The sequence below is a fragment of the Oceanobacillus jeddahensis genome (genome assembly GCF_000750635.1).
Taxonomy (GTDB): Bacteria; Bacillota; Bacilli; order Bacillales; family Amphibacillaceae; genus Oceanobacillus; species Oceanobacillus jeddahense.
This window is the reverse complement of sequence record NZ_CCDM010000002.1, coordinates 1,092,892-1,106,431: the sequence shown is the minus strand read 5'-3', so window position 1 is coordinate 1,106,431 and position 13,540 is coordinate 1,092,892. Positions and strand designations below refer to the sequence as shown.

16 protein-coding genes are annotated in these 13,540 nt (G+C 34.6%); all 16 read right to left on the bottom strand.

Annotated features, from left to right (window positions below; genetic code table 11):
- Positions 1–10: 10 nt before the first annotated feature.
- Complete coding sequence (locus BN986_RS13150; protein ID WP_040980625.1) at positions 11–1,345, bottom strand: NfeD family protein; 1,335 nt, start codon at positions 1,343–1,345, stop codon at positions 11–13.
- Positions 1,346–1,565: 220 nt separating this feature from the next.
- A complete protein-coding gene (locus tag BN986_RS13145; protein WP_040980623.1) occupies positions 1,566–2,012 on the bottom strand; it encodes a GatB/YqeY domain-containing protein in 447 nt (148 codons plus the stop codon).
- A gap of 14 nt (positions 2,013–2,026) precedes the next feature.
- The gene (rpsU, locus tag BN986_RS13140; RefSeq protein WP_040980621.1) at positions 2,027–2,206 is read right to left on the bottom strand and encodes a 30S ribosomal protein S21; all 180 of its coding nucleotides are present in this window, start codon (positions 2,204–2,206) and stop codon (positions 2,027–2,029) included.
- Between the two features lie 111 nt (positions 2,207–2,317).
- Positions 2,318–2,983: a deoxyribose-phosphate aldolase gene (gene deoC / locus BN986_RS13135; protein ID WP_040980619.1), complete on the bottom strand. Its 666-nt coding sequence runs from the start codon at positions 2,981–2,983 to the stop codon at positions 2,318–2,320.
- Between the two features lie 16 nt (positions 2,984–2,999).
- Entirely contained in the window at positions 3,000–4,376 is a 1,377-nt protein-coding gene (gene mtaB, locus BN986_RS13130) for a tRNA (N(6)-L-threonylcarbamoyladenosine(37)-C(2))-methylthiotransferase MtaB (protein ID WP_052400771.1), read from the bottom strand.
- A 139-nt stretch (positions 4,377–4,515) separates the two neighbouring features.
- A complete protein-coding gene (locus BN986_RS13125; protein WP_040980618.1) occupies positions 4,516–5,037 on the bottom strand; it encodes a hypothetical protein in 522 nt (173 codons plus the stop codon).
- Between the two features lie 20 nt (positions 5,038–5,057).
- The gene (locus BN986_RS13120; RefSeq protein WP_040980616.1) at positions 5,058–5,360 is read right to left on the bottom strand and encodes a hypothetical protein; all 303 of its coding nucleotides are present in this window, start codon (positions 5,358–5,360) and stop codon (positions 5,058–5,060) included.
- Between the two features lie 226 nt (positions 5,361–5,586).
- On the bottom strand, positions 5,587–6,270 hold the full coding sequence (locus BN986_RS13115) for a Fic family protein (RefSeq protein WP_187378553.1): 684 nt from the start codon (positions 6,268–6,270) through the stop codon (positions 5,587–5,589).
- A 572-nt stretch (positions 6,271–6,842) separates the two neighbouring features.
- Positions 6,843–7,610 carry a Fic family protein gene (locus tag BN986_RS13110; protein WP_187378552.1) on the bottom strand — a complete coding sequence of 256 codons (768 nt, stop codon included), beginning with the start codon at positions 7,608–7,610 and terminating at the stop codon, positions 6,843–6,845.
- A gap of 147 nt (positions 7,611–7,757) precedes the next feature.
- Positions 7,758–9,122: a VWA domain-containing protein gene (locus BN986_RS13105; protein WP_148417120.1), complete on the bottom strand. Its 1,365-nt coding sequence runs from the start codon at positions 9,120–9,122 to the stop codon at positions 7,758–7,760.
- Positions 9,123–9,292: 170 nt separating this feature from the next.
- Positions 9,293–10,441, bottom strand: coding sequence for an AAA family ATPase (locus BN986_RS13100; protein WP_040980610.1), 1,149 nt, complete (start codon positions 10,439–10,441; stop codon positions 9,293–9,295).
- A 71-nt stretch (positions 10,442–10,512) separates the two neighbouring features.
- Positions 10,513–10,980 carry a hypothetical protein gene (locus tag BN986_RS13095; RefSeq protein ID WP_040980608.1) on the bottom strand — a complete coding sequence of 156 codons (468 nt, stop codon included), beginning with the start codon at positions 10,978–10,980 and terminating at the stop codon, positions 10,513–10,515.
- Positions 10,981–11,022: 42 nt separating this feature from the next.
- A complete protein-coding gene (locus BN986_RS13090; RefSeq protein WP_040980606.1) occupies positions 11,023–11,205 on the bottom strand; it encodes a hypothetical protein in 183 nt (60 codons plus the stop codon).
- 18 nt (positions 11,206–11,223) lie between these two features.
- Positions 11,224–12,123 carry a DUF6744 family protein gene (locus tag BN986_RS13085; protein WP_040980604.1) on the bottom strand — a complete coding sequence of 300 codons (900 nt, stop codon included), beginning with the start codon at positions 12,121–12,123 and terminating at the stop codon, positions 11,224–11,226.
- A 105-nt stretch (positions 12,124–12,228) separates the two neighbouring features.
- Positions 12,229–12,651 carry a hypothetical protein gene (locus tag BN986_RS13080; protein ID WP_040980602.1) on the bottom strand — a complete coding sequence of 141 codons (423 nt, stop codon included), beginning with the start codon at positions 12,649–12,651 and terminating at the stop codon, positions 12,229–12,231.
- 20 nt (positions 12,652–12,671) lie between these two features.
- A complete protein-coding gene (locus BN986_RS13075) occupies positions 12,672–13,151 on the bottom strand; it encodes a DUF4258 domain-containing protein (protein WP_040980600.1) in 480 nt (159 codons plus the stop codon).
- Positions 13,152–13,540 lie beyond the last annotated feature (389 nt).

The following is a 13,540-nucleotide window of genomic DNA, read 5'->3' as shown; positions in this document are numbered from 1 at the left end:
ATTTAGATAATTATTTCACTTCCCTAACTACGACACGAACACCTTCTACACGAATTACTTTCACTTTCTTTCCTCTGTCAACAAAAGTGCCATCAGAAACAACATCGATGGTTTCATTATTTAATTCTGCCAACCCGGAAGGCCGCAGCGGTGTTAATGAGTTCCCTTCAAGTCCGACAAGCTCTAAACGGTTTACTGAGGATACATAACCATCTTCTGTTGCTATACTGTCTCTTAAAACAATATGGCGGAAAATCCCTTTATTCAGACCTATTCTTCTAAATAAGATGATAGCAAGAATCACAGCAATTAAAAAGGCAATCCCTATACTCATTGACATGTGCACCATATCATACCCTGACATGAATAAGGAACCGATCACCGCAGCTATTCCGAGGACTCCCAGAATACCGCCGGTTACAAAGAATTCTGCAACTATAAGACCAATACCAATAAGAAGAAGGAGAAGCGCCTCCATACCTGCTAATCCGGCAACGACATGCCCGTAAAAGAATAATACTAAGGATACCAGCCCTAATATTCCCGGAATTCCAAAACCTGGAGAGTACAGCTCTACAATTAAACCAATACTAGCAACAGATAATAAAATAGGAATAACCACCGGATGCGTTAAGAATCTAGCCAATTCTTCTGCGATGGAAGTTTCCGTTTCAACAATCGTTGCTTCAGACAGATCAAGCTCCTCCAGAAGTTCAGCACGGTTAGAAACAATTCCTTCTGCATATCCAACTTCAACTGCTTCTCTTGGACCTAATGTCAGGAACTGCCCTTCAGGAGCCCCATATTCTGGCAAATCAATACTGTTATCAGCCATTGCTGCAGCGTAAATAGGATCTCTGTCATTTGATTCCGCTGCACTTCTCATTTGCGCCAGCCATGCAGACTGTGCTTTCTCATCAGCTGCTGTCCCGTCTTGATTAATAATTCCGCTTGCTCCCATGGTTGCATGCGGATTAAAATAAATATTATCGGAGAACAACGCAATGTAAGATCCGGCAGATAACGCTTCATTGACAATATAAGCCGTTGTCGGGACAGTTATACTTTGAATATGCGAACCAATTTGTCCGGCAGAGTCGACTCGACCGCCAGGCGTATCAATTTCAAAAATAATATGATCTGCCCCGCTTTCCATCGCCTCTGTTGTAGCTCGGTCAATAAAAGCTTCTAGACCTCTTTCCACTTCCCTTTCAATTGGTACAATATAAACTGTTTCACCTTCACCCTGCTCAGCCTCTGTCTGCGTTCCAGTAAATATGGATACAATGGTTAAAACTGTTACAAACAATATGTATACAGCTAACCGCTTACGATGTCTTTTCAACTTGAGTCACCCCCTCATCCTGCACCTTACCTATATTTACGAAAGTAATTCCTAAAAGGTTTCATTTTTCGTGGATGGGTATACTTTGATAGTACCATATATAGTCAGGTTGTAGAAAGCTTCATCTTAGTTTGGCACTATGAATAATCCATACCATTTATTCACACCTCTGATTATTTTAACTAATTGAAAAACCAACCCAAAATTGGGTTGGTTCTTTTTATCGCAATTCCTGCTCTACTATTTGTTTAATTTTAGAACCGTCAGCCTGTCCTTTAGCCTTTGGCATCACGGAACTCATTACTTTCCCCATGTCTTTCATTGAGGCAGCATTAACTTCTTTTATTGTTTCCCGAATGATCGACGTTAATTCCTCATCTGAAAGTTGTTTTGGTAAATACTGTTCCAGTATTTCCAATTCTTGTTTGGTCTTATTAACCAAATCATCTCTTCCAGCATTTTTAAATTCTTGGAGGGAATCTTTTCTCTGCTTCACTTCTCTCGAAAGAATAGTTAATTCTTCGTCTTCAGATAGAGTATCTTTTCCAAGCTTAATCGATTCATTCTGAATAGAAGCTTTTACCATGCGAATAACGCTCAGGGTTTCTTTATCTTTGTTCTTCATCGCCTGCTTCATATCTTGATTTAATCGATCAAGTAGCGTCATACGTCACACCTTCTTTAGAATTTACGTTTTCTAGCAGCCTCTGATTTCTTCTTACGGCGTACACTAGGTTTTTCATAGTGTTCACGTTTACGATATTCCTGTAATGTACCACTTTTTGATACACTACGCTTAAAGCGACGAAGAGCATCCTCAAGAGACTCGTTTTTACGAACGCGAGTTGTATTATTTGACATGCTAATTTCCCTCCCTCCGAAGCACAAAACCATATTTAATGCGAGCATGAACATACTCTCATGCCTTTTTAAAGTATAATATAAACGCGCGGGACGGTCAATGGTTATTTATTAATAATCTGAAGTTCCTTCTTTACCAGAGACTATTTCCACTCCGGCGCTTGCACCGATTCGTGTTGCACCAGCTTCAATCATCGCTTCTGTGGCTTCTAAATCACGAACTCCTCCTGATGCTTTTACTCCCATTTCAGGGCCGACGGTTTTCCGCATCAATTTTATATCCTCAACTGTTGCACCGCCGCCGGAAAAGCCTGTTGAGGTTTTAACAAAATCTGCTCCCGCTTCTTTTGCTAATTGACAAGCAAGCACTTTTTCTTCATCTGTTAATAAAGCTGTCTCAATAATTACTTTGGTTAATGCTTTATCCTTAGCTGTATCGACGACAGCCTTTATATCTGCTTTAACCAATGCTTCGTTTCCAGCTTTTAGTTCACCAACATTGATTACCATATCCACTTCGGTTGCACCATTTTCAATGGCTTCTCTAGTTTCATAAACCTTTGTCTGTGTTGTTGTCGCTCCCAAAGGAAAACCGATAACCGTACAGACTTTCACCGGGGAATCCTTTAATTCGCTCGCACAATAAACAACCCAATGCGAATTGACACAAACCGAAGCAAATTTATTTTCTTTCGCCTCTTCGACAATTTTTGCAATTTGCTGCTTTGTTGCTTCCGGTTTTAATAAGGTATGGTCAATATAAGAAGCTAAATTCATTATTTATATCTCCTTTTTATGCGTTTTTTTCTGCAACATGTGTAGCGTGATCCATTACTCGTACGAAGACACCTTTATTGATAGGATAGCCAGGCTCTGTTATCTTCACTTTAACAATTTTACCAATTAAATCGGCTGTGCCTTCAAACTGTACTTTCATATAATTATCCGTATAACCAATCAGATGATTATCTTCCTGCTCACTTGCATGCTCTTCTGGAATCACTTCTAATACGTCATCTTGATATTTGGAGGCATATTCCTTTGCAAGCTGATCAGAAAGTGTGATTAATTCATGCACACGTCTTTCTTTTACTTCATCTTCCACTTGATTGTCCATTCTTGCTGCGGGCGTACCCGTTCTTCTGGAGAACGGGAATACATGAAGTTCCGAATAGCCAATTTCTTTAATAAACTCGTACGTCTCCTGGAATTCTTCCTCTGTTTCTCCAGGAAATCCGACAATAACATCAGATGTAATTGCTAATCCTGGCAATGCTTTTTGTATCTTCTTCACTTTTTGACGGTAAAAATCCGTTGAATACTTACGGCGCATTCTGGCTAGCACAGTATCTGAACCAGATTGTAGTGGAATATGCAAGTGACGGACAATTTTCTTACTACTGTCCAGTACACGGATAACCTCGTCCGTAATTTGACTCGCTTCGATCGAACTGATGCGAATGCGTTCTAATCCTTCTACCTGCTCCAGTTCTTCAAGTAACATCGCAAAATTATAATCTTTCAGGTCTTCTCCATACCCAGCTGTATGTATTCCGGTAAGTACAAGCTCTTTGTACCCTGCTTCTACTAATTTATTTGCCTGTTCAATCACGTTTTCAGGATCTCTGGAACGCAGTAAACCTCTTGACCACGGGATAATACAAAATGTGCAGAAGTTATTACAGCCTTCTTGAATTTTGAGTGACGCCCGTGTACGGTCTGTAAATACAGGTACATCCATTTCCTCAAATACACGATTTTTCATGATGTTTGATACACCGTTAACAGGCCCTTTTGTTTTTTCATGTTCTTCGATATAGGAAAAGATATTTTTACGTTCCTGTGTTCCGACAACCACGTCCACTCCAGGAATTTCCATGATTTCCCCTGGAGAAGTTTGCGCATAGCATCCTGTTACACAAACGACCGCATCTGGATTTTTACGGATGGCACGACGGATCGTCTGCCTGCTTTTTTTATCTCCTGTATTCGTAACTGTACATGTATTGATAACATAAACGTCAGCGTTATGATCAAAATCTACACGTTCATAGCCCTGTTCCTTAAACATTCTCCAAATGCCCTCTGTTTCGTAGTGATTTACTTTGCAACCGAGAGTAAACAGACCTACGGTGCGTGGTAGCTTTTCAGCTGATTGGTTTTCAGCCATATATTTATCATCCTTTCATTAAAATTAACGTTTTTATTTTGATTACATCGTATCTTATATTATCATAAAAAATAATAAATAGAATACAAAAGAACCTTTCTATCTTTACCAGTTAGGTGAAAGGTTCTTATAAATTACTTTATAATCTTTCTTCGTCATCATCAACTAGCTGAATTTCAACCTTTGTGATTTTTTCTCCCCATCGTTTCAAGTTTTCGTATCTTCCATAAACTTCATAACAGCCATCTCCTAAACCAGATGGAAAAACAACGGCTAACCCATCAGTTCCATCATTAAAAGAAAGAGATCCTCCAAGATCACTATACATAGCTATTTCTTTTACATCTTGAAACGTTGAATCCATTTCAACTGAGGAAACTATTTGAACTCCAGTTGATTCAGCTACCATATCAATTTCTCTGCGAAGACTAGTTGCTTCAGCCTCATTTAATGCTTCAATAAACCCTGCATAGTCTTTCTTTTGCTGTACACCATAACCTTTTTCAATTAATAATTCAGCAACTTTATTTTGACCCCTCCCCCAAAATACGACACCTTTGATATTGCCTTTTTTTCGCCATTCATTATCAATATTTTTTGGATCGATAATCATTAACTGACCAGAATGAACTTTAATTTGTCCTATGAGTTTCTTTTTCATTATCACAACTACTCCTTTAACTATTCCCAATCTTCAGGTGTCAAATCAATAGTCTGGTTCTCTTTGTCTAGATTATTTCTTATCATTTCTTTACGGGCATACCGTATTTCTCGAGCTAAAAATTCAATATTCTCAGTTGACATTGTGGTTTCATCTTTATCATATGGATAATTAAAATTATCGGCTTTGAAGCAATTTTTCATTTCTTGATAATTTAAATTTTCAAGCTCCCATTTCTCCCATTCAAGCCAATCATGCCAGACATTTTCACGTTTTTCTTTTGTAAGCTCTTCTTTGCTTCGAAATTGTATAACCTTCCCCATCATAAACACTCCGTTCATTTTTAAGGATTGTCTCTATATTAACAAAAGAAATTGTGATTAAACAATACTTTTACTAGACAGGGAAGCTTTTATATAAAAGAACTCTGCTGAACTTCTTCATATCTGAATTTTGTCTTAAAAAGGAAATATCAAGGGCAATGTCCCTTGATACGATAAATTGATAACTGTTTTTTATAGTTATTTCATTTCTTTTTTCTGATCTACTTCATGGTTTTAGTTCTAATTTAATTTTATCTGTATGACTCTCAATAAAAGATGAAGCAACTTTTTCATACTCTTTTTGCTGCAGTACTGCTTCATTTAAAAATACGTTTGGATCCTTTTCAAAGGATTTCAAAGCGTCAATATATTCATTTCTTCTAATAAAGGACAAAATAAATGGAGTAAAGTTATTGATTATACATTGACGAAACATAAGAATTCTTCCTACTATACCATTTCTATTTTGTAAAGGATGAATGTGTACAAAACCATGGTAAAAAGAAAGAATATCAATCAATTCCACTTTATTCAACGAATTATATTTGTCTAATAATTCGTCCATTATGCCTGGAAACTTATTTAGTTGTGCATTTTCGTCATGAAAATGCTGATACATCGTTCCTTTTTTCAATATTTGATCGTATTTTTTTATCATTTTTACGGTTAAAGGTTCATCAATTGTTTTTAACATAAATTCAAACATTTTAAATTGATTTCTGGCCACCATCAAGTCGTCCATACTATGTCCGCCAGTAATCACATAATCTTGTGAGTACAGAGTTTCAATATCTGAAAAAGATAAGCTGCTCCCATCTAATTTGCTACTGTTATAGGATAGCATCATATTTGTATAATCATATAATCCATTTTTCTGACCATCTAATTGCTTATTTATTAATGTAGTCATATAAATACTATTCATTATTTCACACCATTCTTTAGAAAATACTCATGTCTTAAATATTAAATCTATGTATATTCATTTCATATAGAACTGTTGTTTCTATTAATTATAAAGGACAGTTGGTTGATTTCAAGTTTGAATTGTTTATAAAAAATCACAAGTGTGTTCCAGTAGAATTGTAAAGTTCATTAAAATGACCTGATCATCAAAATCGTTCTTCTATTGTATTAAAATTTGCTATCCTTCTACACCTTTCTTCACAAGCATGTCAAAACATACGCTTTCCCAGGAAATAAAGCTATCATAATCAGACCATTACATAAAAATTTAAAGAAGTATACTTGTTGTTATAACTCCATCATAATTTTCTTATCTATATTCACATTCGAAATTAAACTGGATTAAAAAGTTATCATGGTATGTATAAGAATGTAAGACATCTCATTATTTCATCCAGTATTAATGGATTTTTACAAAATCTAATTATGTATTTTAACTAATGATAGAACCCGTTTTATAAGTAAAAAACGGGTTCTTTATTTGTTGATACATATATAATGTTTTATTTTTGGTCTCTATTGCTTTAGATCATCTCTTTTTGGGTAGTTTTGTAATGTTTCTAGTATTACATCAAGCATAAATTCAATAAAATCCGTTGAATTATTATCCTTATCTGCAAGTGCTAACACATCATAGTAACGTTGTTGATGCTCATAAATAATTGTTTCAATCGGTATCCAGGCAAAAATCGGTTGCCATTGACTTAATATAACATTCTGCCAAAAACGCCCCATTCTTCCGTTTCCATCTTCAAAAGGATGAATAGCTTCGATTTCATAGTGCATGACGCAGCTTTTGATTAATGCAGGAGTTGTAGCTGTTTTCGCCCAAGTAAAAAGATCTTTTACCAAAGACTCAATAAATTGTGGTCTAGCTCCAACATGAATAACATTTCCTTTTGTATCAAAAACGCCGACATCTTTTTGCCGAAAACGTCCTGAAAACTCTACTAATTCATGAGTCAAATAACCATGTGCAAGTAAGAAATCTTTTATACTATATGGATCAAAAGATAATATTTCTTCATAAGCATCGTATGCATTTTTTACTTCTTTTATTTCTTTAGGACTACCCAGCACTTTTTTTCCATCTATGATATCTGTTACTTGCTGTACTGTTAGCGTATTATTCTCAATCGCCAGAGATGACTGGATGGAACGTATACGATTATCTTTTCGCAAATGAAGATTTCGCTCGTATTCAAATTTCAATTCTCCTGTAAGTTCTGAGATTTCAACAATACGATTAAGCATATGGTCTGTGATATCAAATGGTGGTTTCAACTTAATCACCAACTTTCTTACTGATTATATTCCTATTCCATATTTTTCTTTTAAGTTACCAGGTTACTAGTAACCTTAAATACACTTAAAGTAACTTACATTATAACAAAATAAGCCTCTAAAATACATTAGAGACTTATTTTCTCCTTAAATTTCAAAAGCTCTATAACTTCCTGTATCATTCAAATTTTTTATTTGTACTACTCTATCAGAAAATTTTTCTAGAGTTCCTGTTCTATCCCCTCTTATTAACAAAGATAAAACGGAAAATTCTTTTTCATGTTTTACTTTTAGAAAATCATTAGTAAAGGTATCTAAAATATGGGCTTCCCCATCTGTGACAAATACAATGTCAGCTTTATTAAAACGGCTTTCATTGATAACTTCCAATGACTTTTTAAGTGGTAACATGAAATCAGTCCCACCGTCTAAAAAGCTTTCACTTATTCTAATCATTTCCCTGGTATCAATTTTCCCTTTTGGATAACGATGTACTTCTACTTTTCTTGAAAATGGTATAAAACAAAAGTCTCTTTTTTGCTTTTTAGCAACAGACATGAGAGCTAAAGCAAACCCTTTAGATTGTGCATCTAAATCGGACATACTTCCAGATTGGTCCAAACAAAGTATTATTGGACCTTTACCTAAAGTTTCTTTTGCTTTTGTATCATATGTCATGGTTTGTCTTTCAACGTAGCGCCTTAAAAAGTCAAGGCGTGTACTCCCATGACTATACAACGCTAACTCCGAAGGTAGTAATTTTTCTATATCATTTCCTAACCTAACGCCACTTCGCTCAACACTGTCGCTGTGGGCTGATTTTTGTTTCATTCTCGCAATTCTTTTAAAACGACCAGCCCATTCGGCGATAGCTTTAAAGTGTTCTTGATTAGATATTTTTTCCGCCAATTGTAACTGATCTTTTAATGGAACTTTTTTGATTTCAGTTTCACCGCTACCAGCTTGGGTACCACCAACAAGGTTTTTAACACGTTCATTTGTTTCTTTTGTTTCTTGGAATGCTTGAGAAATTTTTTTAGATAAGCTTCCACCATTTTGCTGGATTTGCTGATCAACTTCCTTGTGAATATTCTCTTTAGCCTCTTGCAAATCTTCTTGGAGTTGATCATTACTTTGTCCAGCCTTATGTTGTTTTTCTTGTTTCTGTAATTGTTTTTGAAGTGCTTGTAACTCATTCATATATTCATTAAGTTTTTCGTTTTCTTCTCTTTGTTCTTCCAGCCATTCCTTCGTTTTGGCTCCGAATTTTGTCGTAGCTAGAATAGATGATAATTCATCGAGTTTCGTATATTTCCTGTAATTATCAAACTTTTCATCTGTCATTATTCTTTCCATAAAAGAATGATTCGTTTTCAAATCATCAGGAACTTCTGTGTTCTCCATTAATTTGGGGCGCATTTTATACAACGAACCCCATATGTCACCTAACAAAGACTCAAAAGAAGGATACGGTTTTTCAAACTCATTTAATTTTTGCAGTGCATCAGACATTCCATATAATTGATTAAACCTTCGTCTATCAAAGCGGTCCGAGTTTATAACAGATCGATTTTTATAACGATTAAAAAAACTCATTTTATACACTCCCCATATAAATTGAAAAGGAATGTTAAAATATCGCTTTAACATTCCTTTTATTTTAATTTAGAAATTTTTTATTATTAAAATGAAGTTACTTTATCATTTGGTTGATCAATTGGATCTATGATTAATTCAGATAGTTTATGCTGCTTATCTCTAATTTTAGAGATAGCTTCATCAATTTCCCCTCTTGTTGGATGATTAAGTTGTAAAATTTTCAATTCTTCTAGCATAGCTTGCATTTTTTTATTTGTTTCTAGAACCATTTCTGTTTTGTCATTGGCAGGATCATCTACTGCTCCCATCATATCGGAGATATCATTTTCAATTTCATATATTTTTTTAGACACAATATCCAAACTATGATTCGTTACTATTTCAGAAACGATACTTTTATGGTCAACACTTTCCCAAAGCGTGTGTTCCAATACTAGCAGATCCTTTAGTTTGACCTCTTGCCTCTGCTCAATTAAAGCTTTGGCCTGTAAAATACTTAATGATTGTTTAAATCGTCTGTCTGATGGCCAAATACCCTCATCTTTTAAATCATTCCTCATTGTAGATAAGGTAGTGTATACATCGTCTGGAATGACAACCATGTCACAAAGGAACTGAAGATTTTCTAACTCTTCCATTGTCATCATTGGCATGACCAGATTTTGTCCTTGTCCTTTTAACATAGAAATAAAATTACTTTCATCGCCAATGTAATCTACTTCAAAACGTAAAAGAAATCGATCAAAGAGCGCTTCAAGACCTTCATCAGCTTCAGGATATTCGTTACTAGCACCTATAACAGACATTAATGGTGATGCTACAGGCTGCCCGTTATTGTAAAAAACTCTCTCATTAATGAGCGTTAAGAGACTATTTAGAATAGCTGAATTTGATTTAAAAATTTCATCCAAGAAAACTAAATGTGCTTCCGGCATTTTGGATGCTATATTACGCTTATACACTCCGGATTCCAAATCTTTTAATGACAATGGCCCAAAGATTTCTTCTGGTGTACTAAACTTTGTCAGTAACCATTGAAAGTAACTTGATCCATCAATAATATTTGACAATTCAGCACTTAACGCACTTTTCCCAGTACCAGCTGGACCGATTAACAGCATATGTTGTCTGGATAACAAGGCAATTAAGATCGCTTCAATTTCTTTCTCCCGCTCTATAAACTTTTTATTCAAAGCATCTTTTATTTCTTTTAATTTATCTAAATTTCCCATATAGGATTCTCCTTTCAAAATAATTTGAAATAGAAAGCAACTTATTATAAATAAATCGAAACTTACAAAAATTAAGTTGCATTTATAATAGGATTCCTGCAATTTTTTAAAGCCCATTCAAACCAAAATTCATACCAGATCAACTTAGCTAGTGTCGGATCTTGATAATCCTTCCAGCCTGGCACATGATTAGGATGGTTTTTTATCCAATTCTGTTTAGCTTGAGTAATCGTTTTTAAATCTTTCGGAAAAATACGGGTGGAACCAGGGTAATTATTATGTCTTATTAACCCATCCTCCGGATTAAAAAAAAATTCATAGAGCCCTGTTTCCTTACAAAAATCAACCATACTGGAGTAACCCGCATATCTATAATTACTTTTGCCAGACATATCAGGAAAAGGATCATTATCATCCGCCCACACTGGTGCATGGTCTAAAAAAATTTTTTTTACTTCAATTTCGATATCTCTTTTTAAGGTTTCATCGTCCATTTTTTCTGAAAAAATTGCTTCACCAATTCCAATATCATAACTCATTATATTTTTCCTCCTCTTATTATTTTGTGGCCAAAAAAATTCTTACAACTTTTTTATATGGTGTGTGATACTTTTTTCCAATAGTTCTAGTTCAATTTCTTTTAATTCCAATTCCTTCTCCTTCAAATGATTACTACGCTTAAATTCTTCAGCAATCTTCTCCAAATTCTTTGATATTTGAGGTATATGAACTTCGTAATAAGTTTGCTCCATTCTAGTAATCATAAAATCTTCTCCTTTACGTTAATCATTGATATCCATCAAAATAGCTGATACTTCTTTACGAACATCCATAATAACTCTTTCCAATGCTTCATTTTCATTAGATACGATGGTTTTATAATTACGATAATCTGCTATATATCTATTAGCTTCATTAATTAGAGATTTAATCTCTGCTTTTGAAAGATTAGGCTTATTTTGACAATCATGTAGCAGTGACTGAAAATGCTCATATATCTTTTTAGTGACCATATTTTTGTTATCGTTAGTATTGATAACAGGAACTTTATATGCTTCACTATTCTCCAGGGTATTTATAAAATTAAAGAATTGATTCAACTCCCTATCTTTAGCCGTTGGAACAAACCAAACACCTCCACTTTTACGTAAAGGAGTAGGAGCTAATAAGCCTAAAATTTTACCTACCATGACACGTAGTTGCTGGGCTGAATAATGATTTTTATAGAGTGTAAATTTCGTCTCTGCCTCTCCGCAAATTTCTTTAATTGTATCATTATCTGCGGTAAACGTAATGGAATCATTTCTTTTATCCAAATTGATAACAGCAGACTGTGTAGCATAGGTTAGACTCTTTCCTTGCTGGTCCACAGTTTCAATAACTACATTGCGTTGGATTTCCTTTTGATTTGAGTAAACTTCTCTAACCAATACATTTTCATAAACAGTTGGCTGAGATGTCGGCCGCTTTCGCTCAACTTCTTTTGTTGCCCGCCTGAATGCGTCAGATGACCTAATTTTTTTAGGCATCCATTCTTTTCCGAGTCCCGCGTTGATCAGATAATTTTCCAAATCCTCAACTTTAATAAGATTTTTACCAACGCTGTACCAAATTAAGTGACCAAGAAAGGATTTGTTCTTATTTAGATTATTCATAGCGGCTAAATTATCAATATTTACCATAAAAAACCTCACTCCTTCTTAATATTTTTTCAAATAAAAAACACGTTTTATGCCATCATTGACAATGAAACGTTTTTTAAATTAAGATAACTATTAATAAAAGCGTCATTCTTTACCGGACATGACAATCAATTTTCTTAAATCAAACTCTTTCGGGACCTCACCTTCATATCTCAGTGCTCTAAATACTTCCATATCAATTAATTCACTCAAAAACATGGTTGTTTGATGATCTTTAAATTCTTTATTGCAAGATTTGCAATAGTTTCGAGGATAATTGATTATTCGCACGTCATAATCCTGATTATCAATAGAGATGGAATATACCATTTTCTCTTTTGAGGAAACGACCGTTTTTTCTTTACAATAAGGACAATTCATTGGTTCAATTTCCCTCTCATAAGAATTAATTGCCTGTATAACCAGTTCATCTATCGATAATGAGTAGAGACTGCTTTTTAAATTTGCTTTAAGCTTATCTCTTTCCGTCATTGTTGATACAAGATGTTTTTTTGAATCTCCAATCATTTTAATACTCTCCTTTCATTTCATAGTTCCCCATCTTTTACACAGAAACAGATTCTCTTATCATAATTTTTTGACCATTTCCATGGCTGTGAAATAGGTCTGTATGCAGTTACAGCAACCCATTTTCTTTCACTAACAATGTGATAAACGACATGTAAAGGCTTATAAGGTTTCCCTGTAAAACCAAGCAATACTACCGAAACATTCCCAAGTGTTTCATTACGCTCTATTACCCAGCCAAATTCAAGTATAGACGTAACATCACTGGTGGAAATTGCTCTTTCAACACATCTTTTTTCAAAATGCTGATCCATCTTGATCGCTGCTTTTTTGTCATCATACAATTCCAGAAAATCATCCAACTCATGCTGACCAATAGCAGAATACTTTTCTTGATTTTCTTGCCATATTTCTGCTTTCCTTTTACATTCTTTTACATGCTTACATTCCATAATTGTTGCCATGTATGCACAGAGGTTCCTCCCTCTGTATAATTTCATACAGAGGGCTCCCTCCTTTTTCACTTTATTTTAAAAATAAAAAAAGCAGATTTCTCCCATAGATGGAAAAAATCTGCTTTTGAATAAGCTATATATTAAGGATAATCATTATCCTTTTTTACGGCTGATGCCTGCCTAACAATTCCTATTAAGAAATGGAATACGAAGGCAATAACACTTTATGCCGAATCTCCTTCTAGTAATGAAGGTTTGACGACTTCTGCTCAGAAAGCAACTAATGAATAATACAAATATATCTTTATGGTAACAAAAGGTCTGTAAATGTCAAGTGATTTTCAAATAATTTGTTTTACCAAATTCCCACTAGAAAACTATTAAATTACAGAGTACTGCATATTTAATATAAAATGTTCTATTTATCCATTGTC

Coding starts and splice junctions, on each gene's coding strand:
- BN986_RS13080 (WP_040980602.1), bottom strand. CDS start 12,651: ATGATTGGAGATTCAAAAAAACATCTTGTATCAACAATGACGGAAAGA.
- BN986_RS13125 (WP_040980618.1), bottom strand. CDS start 5,037: ATGAAAAAGAAACTCATAGGACAAATTAAAGTTCATTCTGGTCAGTTA.
- BN986_RS13090 (WP_040980606.1), bottom strand. CDS start 11,205: ATGATTACTAGAATGGAGCAAACTTATTACGAAGTTCATATACCTCAA.
- BN986_RS13100 (WP_040980610.1), bottom strand. CDS start 10,441: ATGGGAAATTTAGATAAATTAAAAGAAATAAAAGATGCTTTGAATAAA.
- BN986_RS13085 (WP_040980604.1), bottom strand. CDS start 12,123: ATGGTAAATATTGATAATTTAGCCGCTATGAATAATCTAAATAAGAAC.
- BN986_RS13075 (WP_040980600.1), bottom strand. CDS start 13,151: ATGAAATTATACAGAGGGAGGAACCTCTGTGCATACATGGCAACAATT.
- BN986_RS13105 (WP_148417120.1), bottom strand. CDS start 9,122: ATGTCTGATGCACTGCAAAAATTAAATGAGTTTGAAAAACCGTATCCT.
- BN986_RS13095 (WP_040980608.1), bottom strand. CDS start 10,980: ATGAGTTATGATATTGGAATTGGTGAAGCAATTTTTTCAGAAAAAATG.
- rpsU (WP_040980621.1), bottom strand. CDS start 2,206: ATGTCAAATAATACAACTCGCGTTCGTAAAAACGAGTCTCTTGAGGAT.
- deoC (WP_040980619.1), bottom strand. CDS start 2,983: ATGAATTTAGCTTCTTATATTGACCATACCTTATTAAAACCGGAAGCA.
- mtaB (WP_052400771.1), bottom strand. CDS start 4,376: ATGGCTGAAAACCAATCAGCTGAAAAGCTACCACGCACCGTAGGTCTG.
- BN986_RS13115 (WP_187378553.1), bottom strand. CDS start 6,270: ATGACTACATTAATAAATAAGCAATTAGATGGTCAGAAAAATGGATTA.
- BN986_RS13120 (WP_040980616.1), bottom strand. CDS start 5,360: ATGGGGAAGGTTATACAATTTCGAAGCAAAGAAGAGCTTACAAAAGAA.
- BN986_RS13145 (WP_040980623.1), bottom strand. CDS start 2,012: ATGACGCTACTTGATCGATTAAATCAAGATATGAAGCAGGCGATGAAG.